Raw genomic sequence first — 13976 nt, 5'->3', positions numbered from 1 at the left:
GGCCTTGCCCCGGTTACTGGCGGTCAAGTTTGGGGTCCAGCGCATCGCGCAGGCCGTCGCCCAGCAGGTTGAAGGCCAGCACGGTCAGGAAAATGGCCAGGCTGGGAAACAGCGCGATATGCGGCGCATTGAGCATGTCGGCGCGCGCCTCATTGAGCATGGCGCCCCATTCCGGCGTGGGCGGCTGCGCGCCCAGGCCCAGGAAAGACAGGCTGGCCGCCGTGATGATGGAGGTGCCGATGCGCATGGTGAGGTACACCACTACCGAAGACACCGTGCCCGGCAGCAGATGGCGCAGCATGATGACCGAGTCGGGCGCGCCTATGGAGCGCACCGCCTCGATGTAGGTCTGGTGCTTGAGCGAGAGCACATTGCCGCGCACCAGGCGCGCAAACGCCGGCACGCTGAACACAGCCACAGCCATGATCACGTTGATCATGCCGTTGCCCAGGATCGCGACGATCCCGATGGCCAGCAAGATGCCGGGAAAGGCAAACAGCACGTCGGACATGCGCATGACGATGCGGTCCCACCAGCCTTCGTAGTAACCGGCCAGCAAGCCCAGCAGCGTGCCGATCACGGCGCCTACGGCCACCGAGACCAGGCCCGCGGCCAGGGAGATGCGCGCGCCCATCAGGATGCGGCTGAAGATGTCGCGCCCCAGCGCATCCACGCCGAACCAGTGCTTGGCTGATGGCGGCGTGTTCAGCGCGTCGTAGTCGAAGAAGTTCTCCGCATCAAAAGGCGTCAGCCAGGGTGCGAACACGGCTACCAGCACCAGCAGCAGCACGAAACCGCCGGCCACCAGGGCAACGCGCTGGTTCTTGAATTTCCGCCAGAACTCGGAGGCAGGCGTGCGCACGGCAAGGGCGGCCATGGGTACGCCGGTTTCTGCGCCGGGTTGCTCCATGGCGAGAGGTGCGCTTTCCGGAGGCAGAGGTTCACTTGCGATGGCAGCGTGTGGGTGTTCGGTGGTAGTCACTTGAAGCGGATGGTCGGGTTGATGATGGCGTAGAGCAGGTCCACCACCAGGTTGATCAGGATGAATTCGAGCGAGAACAACAGCACCAGCGCCTGGATCACGGGGTAGTCCCGCATCTCTACCGCGTCCACCAACAGCCGGCCCATGCCGGGCCAGTTGAACACGACCTCGACGACGATGGAACCGCCCAGCAGGAAACCGAACTGCAGGCCCATCATGGTGACCACCGGGATCAGCGCATTGCGCAGCGCGTGCTTGACCACCACCACGGTTTCGGACAGGCCCTTGGCGCGTGCCGTGCGCACATAGTCTTCCTTGAGGATGTCGATGAAGGAACTGCGCGTGAAGCGCGCCATCACGGCCGCCACACCCGCGCCCAGCGTGAGGGACGGCAGGATGTAGTGCCGCCACGAGTCGGCCCCGACGGTGGGCAGCCAGCCCAGCTGCACCGAAAAGAGTTGCATGAGCAACATGCCCAGCGCGAACGACGGAAACGAGATGCCCGAGACCGCCAGCGACATGCCCAGCCGGTCGGGCCAGCGGTTGCGCCACACGGCCGATACCATGCCCAGCACCAACCCCAGCAGCACCGACCAGCTCATGGCCGCAATGGTGAGCCAGAAGGTGGGTGCGAAACGCTCGGAGATCTCGGTGGCCACGGGCCGCTTGGTGCGGATGGACAGACCGAAGTCACCCTGCAGCGCGTGGCTGAAAAAGCGCACAAACTGCTGCGGCATCGGCAGGTCCAGCCCCAGGTCGCGCCTTACCAGCTCCACGGTTTCGGGGCCGGCATCGGGTCCGGCGGCCAGGCGTGCCGGGTCGCCGGGCAGCAGGTGCACGAACAGGAACACCAGCACGGCCACGATCAGCAGCGTCGGCAGCAGGCCCAGCAGGCGCTTGAGGAGATAGAGGGTCATGCAGGAGCGGGTTTCTTCAGATTGCTGTTGCTGCGGCCGGGGTTACTTCAGTTCCACGTCGTCGAAGTTGAAGCTGCCGTCCGGAATCACATAAAAGCCGGCCAGGTTGCGCGCACGCACTGACAGCAGTTTCTCCGTCACCAGGAAGGCCCAGGGTGCGTCTTTCCAGATGCGCTGCTGGGCGTCGGTGTACAGCTTCGCCTTTTCAGCGCCGCTGGTGGTGACCAGCGCCCTGGCGATGTCGGCGTCTACTTCAGGGTTCTTGTAGTAGGCGGTGTTGAACATCTTGGGCGGCAGGGACTCGGAGGCCAGCAGTGGGCGCAGTGCCCAATCGGCTTCGCCGGTGGATGACGACCAGCCCACGTAGTACATGCGCACCGGAGCCGTTGCGGGGTCCTGCGCGCTCTCCACGCGCTCCACGCGCTGACCGGCTTCCAGCGCCTGCACCTGTACCTTGACGCCGACCTGGGCCAGCTGCTGCTGCACGAACTGGATCACCTTCTGCGCGGTGGTGTAGTTGTAGGCTGACCACAGGGTGCTTTCGAAACCGTTGGGGTAGCCGGCTTCCTTCAGCAGCTCGCGCGCCTTGGCCGGGTTGTAAGGCCAGGGGCCCAGCTTGGCGGCGTATTCCACACCGTGGGGTACCACGCCTTCGGCGGGAATCGCATAGCCCGAGAACACCACCTTGACCAGCGCCTCCTTGTTGATGGCGTAGTTGATGGCTTCACGCACCTTCGGGTTGTCGAAAGGCTTTTGCTGCGTGTTCATCGAGAGGTAGCGATGGATGATGGACGGCGCGCTCGTCACCTCCAGGCTCGGCTTCTTCGACAGGCTTTCCACCGTTTCGGGCGGCATCGGGAAGGCGAAGTGCGCTTCGTTGGTCTGCATCATGGCCGCACGCGTGTTGTTGTCGACCACAGGGCGCCAGGTGATGCTGTCCACCTTGGGGTAGCCCTTTTTCCAGTAGCCTTCCCACTTGGCAACTTTCAGGTAGTCGGTGGCCTTCCATTCGACGAACTTGAAGGGGCCTGTGCCCACGGGGTTCTGCGCAATGCCCTTGCTGCCGTACTTGGCCAATGCCGCGGGCGAAATGATCACGCCTGAGGGGTGGGCCAGCGTATTGATGAAGGGCGAGAACGGCTCCCTGAGGGTAAAGCGCGCGGTGGTGGAGTCCACGGCCTCGACCTTGGCAATGTTCTTGTAGAGGTTGTAGCGTTTGAGCTTGTTGTCGGGATTGGTCACGCGTTCGAAAGTGACTTTCACGGCCTCTGCATTGAAAGGCGTGCCGTCATGAAACTTGATGCCGGACTTGAGCTTGAAGGTGTAGACCAGCCCGTCCTTGCTCACCGTGTGGCTGTCGGCCAGCACCGGCACCATCTTCATGTCCTTGTCGAAGCCGTAGAGGCCCTGATAGAAAGATTTGGCCACGGCCTGCGACAGCGTGTCGTTGGAGTCATACGGATCGGTGCTCGTGAAATTGGACTGGACGGCCACGACCACGTCTTTGGCGGCATGGGCCGGCGCGGCGGCAAGACCTGCCAGGCCGATCAGACCGGCCAGCGCGGCAGTGAGGGTGGAAAGACGCTTGTTCATGAAAAACTCCTTGAAAGGAAACGAGGGGTAAGCAAGAGGGACGAGAAGACAAAACGGAGAGGCGGCGGTGCAACGGGTGGGGTCAATAGGGGCCTCCCACCGAATGCCGAGCCACGAAATGCCCCGGCGCCACCTGGTGCAGCGGCGCCACTTGCGGCGCGTCGCCCACGGCGCGTATGGGGCTGGGAATCTCGTCGGCCATGAGTTCGCGCACGGCGCTGCGGCGGGCCGGGTCGGCAACCGGCACGGCGGCCAGCAGGCGCCGGGTGTAGGCGTGTTGCGGGTTCTCGAAAACGGCGCGGCGCGGGCCGATTTCCACGATCTGGCCCAGGTACATCACGGCCACGCGGTGGCTGATACGCTCGACCACCGCCATGTCGTGCGAGATGAACAGGAAGGCGACGCCGAATTCCTGCTGCAGGTCCAGCATCAGGTTGATGATCTGCGCGCGGATCGACACGTCCAGCGCCGACACCGCTTCGTCGGCGATCACCACCTTGGGGTTGAGCGCCAGTGCCCGCGCAATCGCCACGCGCTGGCGTTGCCCGCCGGAGAATTCGTGCGGATAGCGATGGGCCGCTTCGGCCGGCAAGCCCACCTTGCCCAGCAGCCAGCGCACGCGTTCCTGCGCCTCCTGGGGTGATGCGAGCTTGTGTATCAGCATGGGTTCCATGACCGAATAGCCGACCGTCAGCCGGGGGTCAAGCGATGCAAAGGGGTCCTGGAACACGAACTGGATATCACGGCGCAGCGCCTGCAGGGCCCGGCCCTTGAGCGCCGAGATGTCGCGCCCCGCGACCTCAACCTGCCCGCTGTTGAATTCCAGCAACCGCGCCAGCGAGCGGCCCGTGGTGGACTTTCCGCAACCTGATTCGCCCACCAGCGACAGCGTTTCACCGGCCTTGAGTTCGAAGCTGAGCTGCTCCACTGCATATACCTGCCGGCGCACGCGCCCGAGCAGGCCGCCCGCCAGCGGAAAACGCGTGACCAGGTCCTGCACCTTGAGGACAGGCGGCAAGTCATGGCGCACGGTGCTTGCGGCGCTGAAGGGTTGGCCGCCTTCGTCATCTTTGCGCTGCGGCGCACCCGGCACCGCAAAGCGCGCCGGCAGGTCCTGCCCGTGCATAGCGCCCAGCCGGGGCACCGCTGCCAGCAGGGCCTGGGTGTAGGGTTGTTGCGGCCTGGCAAAGAGGCCGGCGCAGTCGCCTTCTTCGACCTTGTCGCCGCGGTACATCACGAGCAGGCGGTCGGCAATTTCGGCCACCACGCCCATGTCGTGGGTGATGAAGATCACCGCCATCGCCAGCTCACGCTGCAGCTGCTGGATCAGCGCGAGGATCTGCGCCTGGATGGTCACGTCCAGCGCCGTGGTGGGTTCGTCGGCGATCAGCAGCGTGGGCTTGCAGGCCAGCGCCATCGCAATCACCACGCGCTGGCGCATGCCGCCCGACAGCTGGTGCGGATGGCGTCCCAGCACGTTTTTGGCTTCCGGAATGCGAACCAGGTCAAGCATGCGCAGCGCTTCGGCCAGCGCTGCCTTGCGTGAAAGCCCCTGGTGCAGGCGTATCGATTCGGCGATCTGCTCGCCCACCGTGAACACCGGGTTGAGCGAGGTCATGGGCTCCTGGAACACCATGGCGAGGTCGGCGCCGCGCAGGCTGCGCATCTGCGATTGCGAGGCCTGCGCCAGGTCAAGGCGCTCGCCGTTGCGGCGCGTCAGCCACATGCTGCCGTTGCCCAGGCGGCCACCGCCTTGCTCCACCAGGCGCATGAGGGCTAGCGATGACACCGATTTGCCGGAGCCTGATTCACCCACGATGGCGAGCGTTTCCCCGGCGTCGACGTGAAAGCTGAGGCGCCGCACCGCATGCACGGTGCGCTGTTCGCTGGCAAAGCTCACGCTGAGGTCATTGACCTCGATCACGCGCTGGCGGCCGGCAGTGGGCGTGCCCTGTGCGCAGGGCACCGTACCGGCGCGCGTCATGTCATCCAGGAGTCCGGGCAAAGCAGTCATGCGGCGCTTTCGTCGGCTTCGCCTGCGTAAATGGCGCTCACCGGCGCTTCGCCCACGCGGGCCCAGCCGCGGTACATGCCTTCGGTGTTGAAGGGAAGGCTCAGGTTGCCCTGTGCATCGACGGCAATCAGGCCACCCCGCCCGCCTAGGGCCGGCAGCACGTTCATGACCACCTCCCGGGCTGCCGCATCCAGCGGCATGCCGGCATAAGCCATGCGCGCGCAGATGTCATAGGCCGCTGCGGCGCGTATGAACATTTCGCCCGAGCCGGTGCAGGAAATGGCGGCCGTGCGGTTGTCGGCATAGGTGCCGGCACCTATCAGGGGCGTGTCGCCCACCCGGCCGGCGCGTTTGTTGGTCATGCCGCCGGTGGAGGTGGCGGCGGCCAGGTTGCCAAGCGCATCCAGGGCCACGGCGCCCACAGTGCCGAATTTGCGGCCTTCGTCCAGGGGCGCAGCGCCGGCTGCGGGCGAGCGGAACACCAGCGCCGCACCGTCGTGATCCAGCACCGCTTTATCGGTGGCGAGCGCGCGCCGCAGCTGCTCGCGGCGTGCATCGGTAGAAAAATAATCGGGTGAAACCATCTCCAGCCCCTGCTCTTCGGCAAAGGCTTCGGCGCCGGCCGCAACCAGCAGCACATGCTCGCTGCACTCCATCACGGCACGCGCTGCGCGCACCGGTCGGCGTACACGGCCAACGCAGGCCACCGCACCGGCGCGCAAGGTAGCGCCGTCCATCACCGCAGCGTCCAGTTCATGGGTCTCGTCGTGGGTGAAGACAGCGCCATGCCCGGCATTGAAGAGCGGGCAGTCTTCGAGGAGCTCCACCGCGAGGCTGACCGCATCCAGTGCGCCGCCGCCGCCGGCCAGCAATTGCTGCGCGGGCCGCAGGATGCCCTGCAGGGCGGCGTGATAAGCCGCGTTTTGCTCTGCACTGATGTGGCTGCGGCTCATCGTGCCGGCGCCGCCGTGGATGGCAATAAGGGGAAGAGGCCTGGACAGTGTCACTTGGAAGCCTTTGGCAATTTCGGTGGGGTGCGGGCCTTGCGGAGGGCGGGCGCTGCAGCATCGGCATCAGGGCGCAGCCGTTCGGCATGGTTGCCGTGCAGCCAGGGCAGCACCGACTCGGCCAGTTGCGTTGCCGCCTTGAGCGAGCCTTTGGCGCTGTGGGCGACCGCGCTGCACAAAGCTTCGATCAAGGCCAGGACGGTGGCTTCGGAGTTCGCAAAATACTGGCTCTCGGTATGGGCGTACAGCGCGACGGTGGCCAGCGGCGCCAGCGGCGACGTTACGCGGTCCGTCAGCGCCAGCACCGGCACACCGGCATCGCGTGCGCGGCGCGCCAGCAAGATGGTGTCGCCGAAATAGCGCGGGTAGGCAATGGCGATCAGCAGGTCCTCGGGCTTGAGGCGCGCCAGCACGCGCGCGCCGTAGGACGAGCTCTCGATGCTGGCCAGGAGCTGGACGTTGTCGCAGTAAGGGTCCAGCGAGCGCTGCAGCAGCCCGCCCAGCCAGCTGCTGCTGCCAAAGCCGGCAATGTAAATGCGCCGTGCCTTCAGGATCGCCGCCACCGCCTGCTCGCAGCTCTGGGCATCCAGCGACTGCCGTGTCAGGTCGATGTTGTGCAGGCTTTGCGCCAGGGCGGATGAAAACACGTCGGCCACMGTGGCGGAATGCTCCAGCTTGTTGCGCAGCTTCTCCACCGGGGCCAGCGTGGCTTCGAAGCCCAGCACCAGCGCGGCGCGGAACTGCGGATAGCCGTCAAATTCCAGCGCCCGGGCGAACCGGTTGGCGGTGGCCACCGAAACCCCCAGCGTGGCGGCCAGCTCGTCGATGGGCATGGTGGCCGCTTGCAAAGGGTGGGCCAGCACATAGTCGGCCATTTGCCGGTGCGAGCGGGTCAGCGTTGGCAACAAACGCCCAATACGCTGTGCCATTGAAGGGTTGCCAGGGAATGTCGCCATCAGGATTGGAAGTAAAACTGGATGTATATAAATTTACAAAACAATTCATGATAACGAAATTTTTGATCATTTCAAATCAAATTCAGGCACTGTGATGCGTTGTAGGGGGGCGATGAGGGCCGTGTCGTGGCGCGGGGTTTCAGGCTTCGGCGCCGGAAGGCTGATGCGGTTCAGTACGTCATTGTTTAAGTCAATAGGGCTTGCGGCGCCCATGGGTCATGCGCAAGCAGCTATTAAAACAATAGCACTAAAGGGTGACTGTGAGTTGGGAAGCAGCGATGCGCCCGGGTGAGGGCCGCCACCGGGAGGGCCATCTGGGCTTGCGCTAGGACTTGAGCTTCTTGTAGGCGCGGCCCATTTCAGGGCCCTTGCTGGTGTCTTTCAACCCCCGCCGCAGATCGCGCCCTGCTTGTTCGACTTCGGCACTGGATTGCCCGCCCGTCATGTCAACGGACTGGTCGCGCTCGTGAGGCAGTCCCAGGCTGGCCTCGACGGAGGTGTCTTTGGGCGAACCCGCCTGCTCAGGACGTGAGCTCTGGACGCGCGGAGTTTTCGCCGGCATGCCCTTGCCCGAGACGGGTTGCTCCAGGGTGTTTTGCCGTGCGGCAGCGGATTTGGAAGATGTCATGGCACCTACTGTCGGCCCCGCCCCCCGGCAGGGCTGTCAGCCCGAAAAGGCAGCGTTTGTAGGAAACGGCCACCTTGCCTGCGCGAAGCCCGCGCGGCTCAAGCGGCCAGGAACGTCGCGGCTTGTGCCGTGGCGGCGGCATCGGCTTTGACGGCGTCGGGTGGCCCGCCTTTGCCCCACAGTTCGCCGCCGTAGTTCATGGCCATGAACTGCGCGCAGAGCCTGATTGAGTCCACCATGGGCTGCGCTTTGGCGCGGTCGCCGCTGGTGGTAATCAGCCACAAGGTTTTTTTCGCCATCTCGTCCTTGAAGGGCAGGCCGGGCACGCGCATCCAGGCGCTCCAGTGGTCGAGGTAAATCTTCAGCGGCGCCGGAATGCTGTACCAGTACACCGGGGCCACAAACACAATGTCGGTGGCGTCCATCGTGGCGTCCAGCAGCATCTTCATGTCGCCTTCCGGCATGGCGTACTGACCCGTGGTGTGGCGCTGATCGACAAACAGCGGCATCCGCATGCGGGACAGGTGATGCCAGGCCTGGGGCGTGCCGGCCGGCAGTGCGGCGGCGGCTTGCTGCGCCAGCCACTCGGTGTTGCCCAACGCACCGGGCTCGCGTGTGGAGGTGGCAAGAAAAAGAAATCGGGGGTTCGGATTCATGGCGGCCATGGTACTGGCTGATGCAGGCCTTTGCTTGTACAGGGTCTGGGTACCGCGTGCCAGAATAAAGCGATAAAACGCAGCCTCACTGGAGCCTTCCTCGCCATGATCCATATTCGCGACATCGACCACATCGTCCTTCGGGTCACAGATCTGCAGGGCATGCTGCGCTTTTACCAGCAGGTGCTGGGCTGCAGCCTGGAACGCCGGCAGGACGAAATCGGCCTGGTGCAACTGCGTGCCGGGCGTTCGCTGGTGGATCTGGTGCCGGTGGATGGCACGCTGGGCCGGGCCGGCGGCGCGGCTCCAGGCAAGGAGGGCCGCAACGTCGACCATGTGTGCTTTCGTGTCGAGCCCTTCGACGCGGAGGCCATTCGCCGCCACCTGGCGGCCCACGGCGTTGAGGCAGGCAAGGTGGAGTCGCGCTATGGCGCCGAGGGCGAAGGGCCTTCGATTTATCTCAACGACCCCGAAGGCAACACTGTGGAACTCAAGGGGCCGGCATGGCCCGAGGGCGCCAACCCTAAAACTGCCGCCAGCCCTGCCACGCCGTGAAGCATGCGCCGGCGATCAGCACGGCACCCACGGCGCGCGCCATGGCAACACTGGCGCCCGGCCGCTGCGCCAGCCATCGCCGGGTACCCGCGGCAGCCAGCGCCAGCGAACCGTATACGCCGCTTTGGGTAATGGCGATGATCAATCCAAGCGCCACAGCCTGAACCCAGAGCGAGCCGTATTCCAGCCGCAAAAACTGCGGAAAGATGGCCAGCATGAAAAGGTAGGCTTTCGGGTTGAGCAGGCAGGTGAGTGCGGCTTGCCGGAAGGTGCGCCACGGGGACGGCGGCTCGATGTCGGGCAAAGCGCCGAAAACAGACGTGCTGCGCATCAGTGACCACCCGATCCAGGCGATATACAGGCTGCCCGCCACCAGCATGACATTGACCATGCCCGGAACCAGTTGCAGCAGAATGCCCAGCCCCAGCGCGCCTGCCACGACGTGGCAAATACCGCCCGCCACAATGCCCGCGACGGCGAAGAGGCCGGCCCTGCGCCCGCCGGTCAATGAGCTGGCCATGACGAACGCCATGTCCATGCCGGGCAGGATGATGATGCCCAGCACCATGAGGAAAAACAGCCAGAGGTGTGCGAAGTGGTCCATCAATGAGCCTGTTTGTTTCTAGCGGTGTACCGCGTGGTAAGCGGGGCGTGACAGGCTCATCACCCAATTGGTTTCCCAGTGGCGGCCGCCGTCTTCCGAAAAGGCCTGTTCCCAGCGGGCGTGGGTAGGTGTGATGCCGGACCAGGTGAAGCGAACCCGCACGGGCCGGCCTTCATGGCTGTCGTTTCCCTCAAACCGGCCTACGCCGTCGGCAAACGAACCGGTCACCGGCGGCTGCAGCAGGCCGTTGTTGTGGCTGACCCAGTAAATGCTCCACAACCGCGTTTGCGGATTGAAAAACCGCAAGGCCATGCCGATGGTTTCCTTGTTTTCGGTGACAAGGTCGTTCATGTTGCCGAGCCCGCCCAGCAGCAGCGCGCCGTCCTGCACGGCTTCGAAACTTTCCCAGTCGGTACAGCCCTCCAGTCGCCGGCGCAGACGCTTGTTGCTGACCAGCCAGCGCCCGGTGATGAAATTGAAATCGTGGCGCCCGTCGGCGAGCTCGGCAAGGTCCGGTGTATGAGTCAGGGTGGTGGTCATGGCTTGAAGTGCTTGTGGCACCGCAGTGGATATGTGAAAACCAGTCTAAAAAGGTAATAGGGCTGTTTCGGCCCTAATTAAGCGGTAGACTTTTCACCATGTATTCCCCCACCACGCGCGTGCTCACCGTCCTGGAACTGCTGCAGTCCCACGGCCGGCTGAGCGGTGCCGAGCTGGCGCGGCGGCTGCAGGTGGATGGCCGTACCCTGCGCCGCTACATCGCCAAGCTGGAAGACCTGGGCATCCCGGTGGTGGCTGAGCGTGGCCGCTACGGGTGCTACGGCCTGATCGCCGGCTTCAAGCTGCCGCCGATGATGTTCACCGACGACGAAGCGCTGGCCCTGTCGCTGGGCCTGCTCGCCGCGCGCGGCCTGGGGCTGGCTGAGGCAGCGCCTGCCGCGGAAAGCGCGCAGGCCAAGCTGGAACGCGTGATGCCGTACCAGCTGAAAAACCGCGTCCGTGCGCTTGGTGAAACCGTGACGCTGGACATGCGCCATGCGGTGGCCCCCGGCGACAACACGGCGTTGCTGGCCTTGAGCACCGCAGCGCATGGCTGGCAGCGTGTGCACATGGCGTACCGTTCAGCCGACGACGATGTCACCGAGCGAGACTTTGACGCCTACGGCCTGGCATTTCGCCGCGGCCGCTGGTACGTGGTGGGCTGGTGCCATCTGCGCGGGGCGCTGCGCTCATTCCGCCTGGACCGTGTGCAGGAAGTCCGGCCGCTCAATGTGGTGTTTACGCCGCCGGCAGATTTCAACGCCGCGCAGCATCTCGTCCTGGGGCTGGCCACCATGCCGCGCACAAACACCGTGCGCCTGTTGCTGCACACCGATTTGCAGACGGCGCAAATGGAACTCCCCGACAGCATTGGCGTGTTCCAGCCCAGTGACGAAGGCGTGCTGCTGCACAGCCAGACCGACCACATCCCGTGGTTCGCCAGACAGCTTTCGCGGTTGCCATTTGCTTTCGAAATCCAGGAGCCACCTGCGCTGCGCACCGCGCTGCGCGACCACGCACAACGCACGCTGGACCAGCATGCGGCCTGAACAGGCAGGTGCGGATCAGGCGGTTTCAGGTTCCAGGCTGCCGCGCGCTCGGGCCAGCCCATAAAAACCGAAATCCATGGCCGGAACCTCCCTGCAGATCAGCTCGGCCATGGCCTTGCCCGACCCGGCGCCGTGCGTCCAGCCCAGTGTGCCATGTCCGGCATTCACCCACAGGCGGCCGACTTTGGTCTTGCCGATGTAGGGAATGTTGGTGGGCGTGGCGGGACGCAGGCCGGTCCAGAAATTCGGCGTACCGCCCTGTTCTTCAAGGCGGGTGTCGCACACGCCCGGCAGCACTTCTTCGATGCGGTCGGCCAGCATTTTGCAGCGCGCCCTGGCCAGCGGTGTGTCCAGCGAAAGGTCGTAGCCGCCGACTTCGATGGTGCCGGCCACGCGCAAGTGATCGCCGAGGCGGCTCATGGCGCATTTGACCTCGTCGTCAATGGTGCTGACGAAGGGCGCAAGTTCCGGCTTGAGCAGCTTGAAGGTGGCGCTGTAGCCTTTGCCCGGATAGATCGGCAGGTCAACGCCCACCGAGCGCAACAGCGGCGCCGTGTACGAACCGCAAGCCACCACGATCTCGTCGGCCTTGAGTTTCATGACGGGACTCTCACTGCTGCCCGGCACGGTGCGTGCCCGGACGGCGACCGACTGGACCGCTCCACCGGACTTTTCCAGTCCTTCGATGTTGTGTTCGTAGAGAAAGCGTACGCCCTTGTCGGCGCAGCGCTGTGCCAGCGCCTGGGTGAAGACGCGCGCGTCGCCGCTTTCGTCGCTGGCGGTATAAGTGCCTCCCACGATGCGGTGCGCAAATGCCTTGAAGGCCGGCTCTATGCCCAGCAACTCGGCCGTGCTCACCACGCGGCGCGCCACGCCGTACTTCTGCATCAGCGCCGCCGCTTCACCGGCGGTATCGAACGACTTCTGGTCGGTGTAGTAGTGCGCGATGCCGCGCTCCAGCCGGTTGTATTCAATGCCGGTGGCCCTGACCACCTCCTTGAGCGCGATATGGCTGTAAGCGCCGAGGGCCACCAGCTGCTGCACGTTGCGCTCAAACGCGGCGTCGTTGCATTGCGACAGAAACTGCAGGCCCCAGCGCCATTGCTGCCAGCCATCGCCGAAGGGCAATTGCGGCCGGAACAGCAGGGGCGCATCGTTGCGAAACATCCATTTCAGGGCCTTCAGGGGGGCGTCCTTGTTGGCCCAGGGTTCGCAATAGCTGACCGAAATCTGTGCGGCATTGCCAAAACTGGTTTCCAGGGCGGCTCCGGGCTGCCGGTCCACCACAGTTACCTCATGGCCGCGCTCCAGCAGGTGCCAGGCAGTGCTGACGCCGATGATTCCCGCTCCCAAAACCACTACTTTCATACAAGCCCCTTTACAGCTTTCAAGTGTGAAGGATGTTGCTTTCAATTAATAGAAAAATTAAACTATCAGTGAAAACATCAGAACAACTAATACAAAGGAGGCTCTGCATGAGCACTTTTGATCCGGATGCGCTCGAATGCCTGGCAGCCATCGTGGAAGAGGGCGGCTTTGAGCGGGCGGCCCAGCGCCTGTCGATCACGCAGTCGGCGGTGTCGCAGCGCCTGCGTGCACTGGAGGCCCAGGTCGGCACCGTGCTGATCGTGCGCAGCAGGCCGCTCAAACCTACTTCAGCCGGTCAGCTGCTGCTGAAACACACCAAGATGCTGCGCCTGTTGCGTGCCGACCTTGAGCGCGACCTGAAAGAGCTGGCGCCCAGCTCGCTTGGTGGTGCGCGTGAGGAAGAGCGCATTTCCATCGCCATCAATGCCGACAGCATTGCCACTTGGGCCCTGCCGGCGCTGACCGACCTGGCGCAGCAGGGCCTGCCCATGGAGATCATCCATGACGACCAGAACTTCACCCACGAGTGGCTGCGTGAAGGCCAGGTGCTGGGCTGCGTCACCACGCTCAAGCAGGCGCTGCGCGGCTGCAAGGTGGAACCGCTGGGCGCGATGCAGTACATCGCGGTGGCCACGCCGGAGTTTGCGCAAAGGCGGCTTGGCCTGGGCGGGAAGCAGGATGCAGCCGCCCTGACGCAGTACAACTTTCGCGATGTGCCTTTTATCGCGTTCAACCGCAAAGACGAACTGCCGGTCGATTTCGTCGGCAAAGCTTTCGGGCTCAAGCGCGTCACCCTCAACCAGCTCTTTGTGCCGTCATCGGAAGGCATGGTCAGGGCGGTGCTGGCGGGCTGGGGCGTCAGCGTGGTGCCGCGCCTGCTGGCGCAAGGACTGATTGATACAGGCCAGCTCGTCAACGTGGCGTCCAGCTACACCTTGCCCATCCAGCTCTACTGGCATTGCTGGAACCTCGAGTCTGAAGTGCTGGACGCGCTCACCGCCGCACTCAAGCAGTCTGCAGCGCAGTCGTTGGTGACCTGATCACACGAGGCGAGCATTGCGTGATGGCCGCGCATGACTGGCCGACGGGGACATCAGGGCGGCCGTA

General features: G+C 64.5%; 14 protein-coding genes. 3 read left to right on the top strand and 11 right to left on the bottom strand.

Annotated features, from left to right (window positions below; all coding sequences use genetic code 11):
* Window positions 1–13: 13 nt before the first annotated feature.
* The 8 genes from gsiD to AC1DY9_RS15735 form a co-directional block, all read right to left on the bottom strand.
* On the bottom strand, window positions 14–910 hold the full coding sequence (gene gsiD / locus AC1DY9_RS15770) for a glutathione ABC transporter permease GsiD (RefSeq protein WP_457282082.1): 897 nt from the start codon (window positions 908–910) through the stop codon (window positions 14–16).
* 68 nt (window positions 911–978) lie between these two features.
* On the bottom strand, window positions 979–1899 hold the full coding sequence (gene gsiC, locus AC1DY9_RS15765; protein ID WP_457281794.1) for a glutathione ABC transporter permease GsiC: 921 nt from the start codon (window positions 1897–1899) through the stop codon (window positions 979–981).
* Window positions 1900–1941: 42 nt separating this feature from the next.
* A complete protein-coding gene (gsiB, locus tag AC1DY9_RS15760) occupies window positions 1942–3492 on the bottom strand; it encodes a glutathione ABC transporter substrate-binding protein GsiB (RefSeq protein ID WP_457281793.1) in 1551 nt (516 codons plus the stop codon).
* An 82-nt stretch (window positions 3493–3574) separates the two neighbouring features.
* Window positions 3575–5476: a dipeptide ABC transporter ATP-binding protein gene (locus tag AC1DY9_RS15755; protein ID WP_457282081.1), complete on the bottom strand. Its 1902-nt coding sequence runs from the start codon at window positions 5474–5476 to the stop codon at window positions 3575–3577.
* A 26-nt stretch (window positions 5477–5502) separates the two neighbouring features.
* Window positions 5503–6513, bottom strand: a complete 1011-nt coding sequence (locus AC1DY9_RS15750; RefSeq protein ID WP_457281792.1) for an isoaspartyl peptidase/L-asparaginase family protein — start codon at window positions 6511–6513, stop codon at window positions 5503–5505.
* Window positions 6510–7469, bottom strand: a complete 960-nt coding sequence (locus AC1DY9_RS15745; RefSeq protein ID WP_457281791.1) for a MurR/RpiR family transcriptional regulator — start codon at window positions 7467–7469, stop codon at window positions 6510–6512. The genes AC1DY9_RS15750 and AC1DY9_RS15745 overlap by 4 nt, the downstream gene beginning before the upstream one ends.
* A gap of 325 nt (window positions 7470–7794) precedes the next feature.
* Window positions 7795–8097, bottom strand: coding sequence for a hypothetical protein (locus AC1DY9_RS15740; RefSeq protein ID WP_457281790.1), 303 nt, complete (start codon window positions 8095–8097; stop codon window positions 7795–7797).
* A 98-nt stretch (window positions 8098–8195) separates the two neighbouring features.
* Window positions 8196–8762 (bottom strand): flavodoxin family protein, encoded by a 567-nt coding sequence (locus AC1DY9_RS15735; RefSeq protein ID WP_457281789.1) that lies wholly within the window; start codon window positions 8760–8762, stop codon window positions 8196–8198.
* Window positions 8763–8858: 96 nt separating this feature from the next.
* Between AC1DY9_RS15735 and AC1DY9_RS15730 the strand changes: the two genes are divergently transcribed.
* Window positions 8859–9308: a VOC family protein gene (locus tag AC1DY9_RS15730; RefSeq protein WP_457281788.1), complete on the top strand. Its 450-nt coding sequence runs from the start codon at window positions 8859–8861 to the stop codon at window positions 9306–9308.
* On the opposite strand, the gene AC1DY9_RS15725 is transcribed toward AC1DY9_RS15730, so the two are convergent.
* Complete coding sequence (locus tag AC1DY9_RS15725; protein WP_457281787.1) at window positions 9277–9912, bottom strand: LysE family translocator; 636 nt, start codon at window positions 9910–9912, stop codon at window positions 9277–9279. The genes AC1DY9_RS15730 and AC1DY9_RS15725 overlap by 32 nt on opposite strands.
* Before the next feature lie 18 nt (window positions 9913–9930).
* Complete coding sequence (locus AC1DY9_RS15720; RefSeq protein ID WP_457281786.1) at window positions 9931–10452, bottom strand: hypothetical protein; 522 nt, start codon at window positions 10450–10452, stop codon at window positions 9931–9933.
* 98 nt (window positions 10453–10550) lie between these two features.
* Here AC1DY9_RS15720 and AC1DY9_RS15715 point away from each other — a divergent pair, with 98 nt between their 5' ends.
* Window positions 10551–11501 (top strand): helix-turn-helix transcriptional regulator, encoded by a 951-nt coding sequence (locus tag AC1DY9_RS15715; protein ID WP_457281785.1) that lies wholly within the window; start codon window positions 10551–10553, stop codon window positions 11499–11501.
* 15 nt (window positions 11502–11516) lie between these two features.
* On the opposite strand, the gene AC1DY9_RS15710 is transcribed toward AC1DY9_RS15715, so the two are convergent.
* Window positions 11517–12869, bottom strand: coding sequence for a D-amino acid dehydrogenase (locus tag AC1DY9_RS15710; RefSeq protein ID WP_477667000.1), 1353 nt, complete (start codon window positions 12867–12869; stop codon window positions 11517–11519).
* 107 nt (window positions 12870–12976) lie between these two features.
* On the opposite strand from AC1DY9_RS15710, the gene AC1DY9_RS15705 reads away from it, so the two are divergent.
* A complete protein-coding gene (locus tag AC1DY9_RS15705) occupies window positions 12977–13909 on the top strand; it encodes a LysR family transcriptional regulator ArgP (RefSeq protein ID WP_457281783.1) in 933 nt (310 codons plus the stop codon).
* Window positions 13910–13976 lie beyond the last annotated feature (67 nt).

The organism is Polaromonas sp. P1_F6 (assembly GCF_056405695.1).
Note: the sequence above shows the minus strand (reverse complement) of the source record. Positions and strands in the feature narration are given on the sequence as shown.

Bases quoted from the DNA above. Each gene is read 5' to 3' on its own strand.
- gsiD (WP_457282082.1), bottom strand. From the start codon at position 910: ATGGAGCAACCCGGCGCAGAAACCGGCGTACCCATGGCCGCCCTTGCC.
- gsiC (WP_457281794.1), bottom strand. From the start codon at position 1,899: ATGACCCTCTATCTCCTCAAGCGCCTGCTGGGCCTGCTGCCGACGCTG.
- gsiB (WP_457281793.1), bottom strand. From the start codon at position 3,492: ATGAACAAGCGTCTTTCCACCCTCACTGCCGCGCTGGCCGGTCTGATC.
- AC1DY9_RS15755 (WP_457282081.1), bottom strand. From the start codon at position 5,476: ATGACGCGCGCCGGTACGGTGCCCTGCGCACAGGGCACGCCCACTGCC.
- AC1DY9_RS15740 (WP_457281790.1), bottom strand. From the start codon at position 8,097: ATGACATCTTCCAAATCCGCTGCCGCACGGCAAAACACCCTGGAGCAA.
- AC1DY9_RS15735 (WP_457281789.1), bottom strand. From the start codon at position 8,762: ATGGCCGCCATGAATCCGAACCCCCGATTTCTTTTTCTTGCCACCTCC.
- AC1DY9_RS15730 (WP_457281788.1), top strand. From the start codon at position 8,859: ATGATCCATATTCGCGACATCGACCACATCGTCCTTCGGGTCACAGAT.
- AC1DY9_RS15725 (WP_457281787.1), bottom strand. From the start codon at position 9,912: ATGGACCACTTCGCACACCTCTGGCTGTTTTTCCTCATGGTGCTGGGC.
- AC1DY9_RS15720 (WP_457281786.1), bottom strand. From the start codon at position 10,452: ATGACCACCACCCTGACTCATACACCGGACCTTGCCGAGCTCGCCGAC.
- AC1DY9_RS15715 (WP_457281785.1), top strand. From the start codon at position 10,551: ATGTATTCCCCCACCACGCGCGTGCTCACCGTCCTGGAACTGCTGCAG.
- AC1DY9_RS15710 (WP_477667000.1), bottom strand. From the start codon at position 12,869: ATGAAAGTAGTGGTTTTGGGAGCGGGAATCATCGGCGTCAGCACTGCC.
- AC1DY9_RS15705 (WP_457281783.1), top strand. From the start codon at position 12,977: ATGAGCACTTTTGATCCGGATGCGCTCGAATGCCTGGCAGCCATCGTG.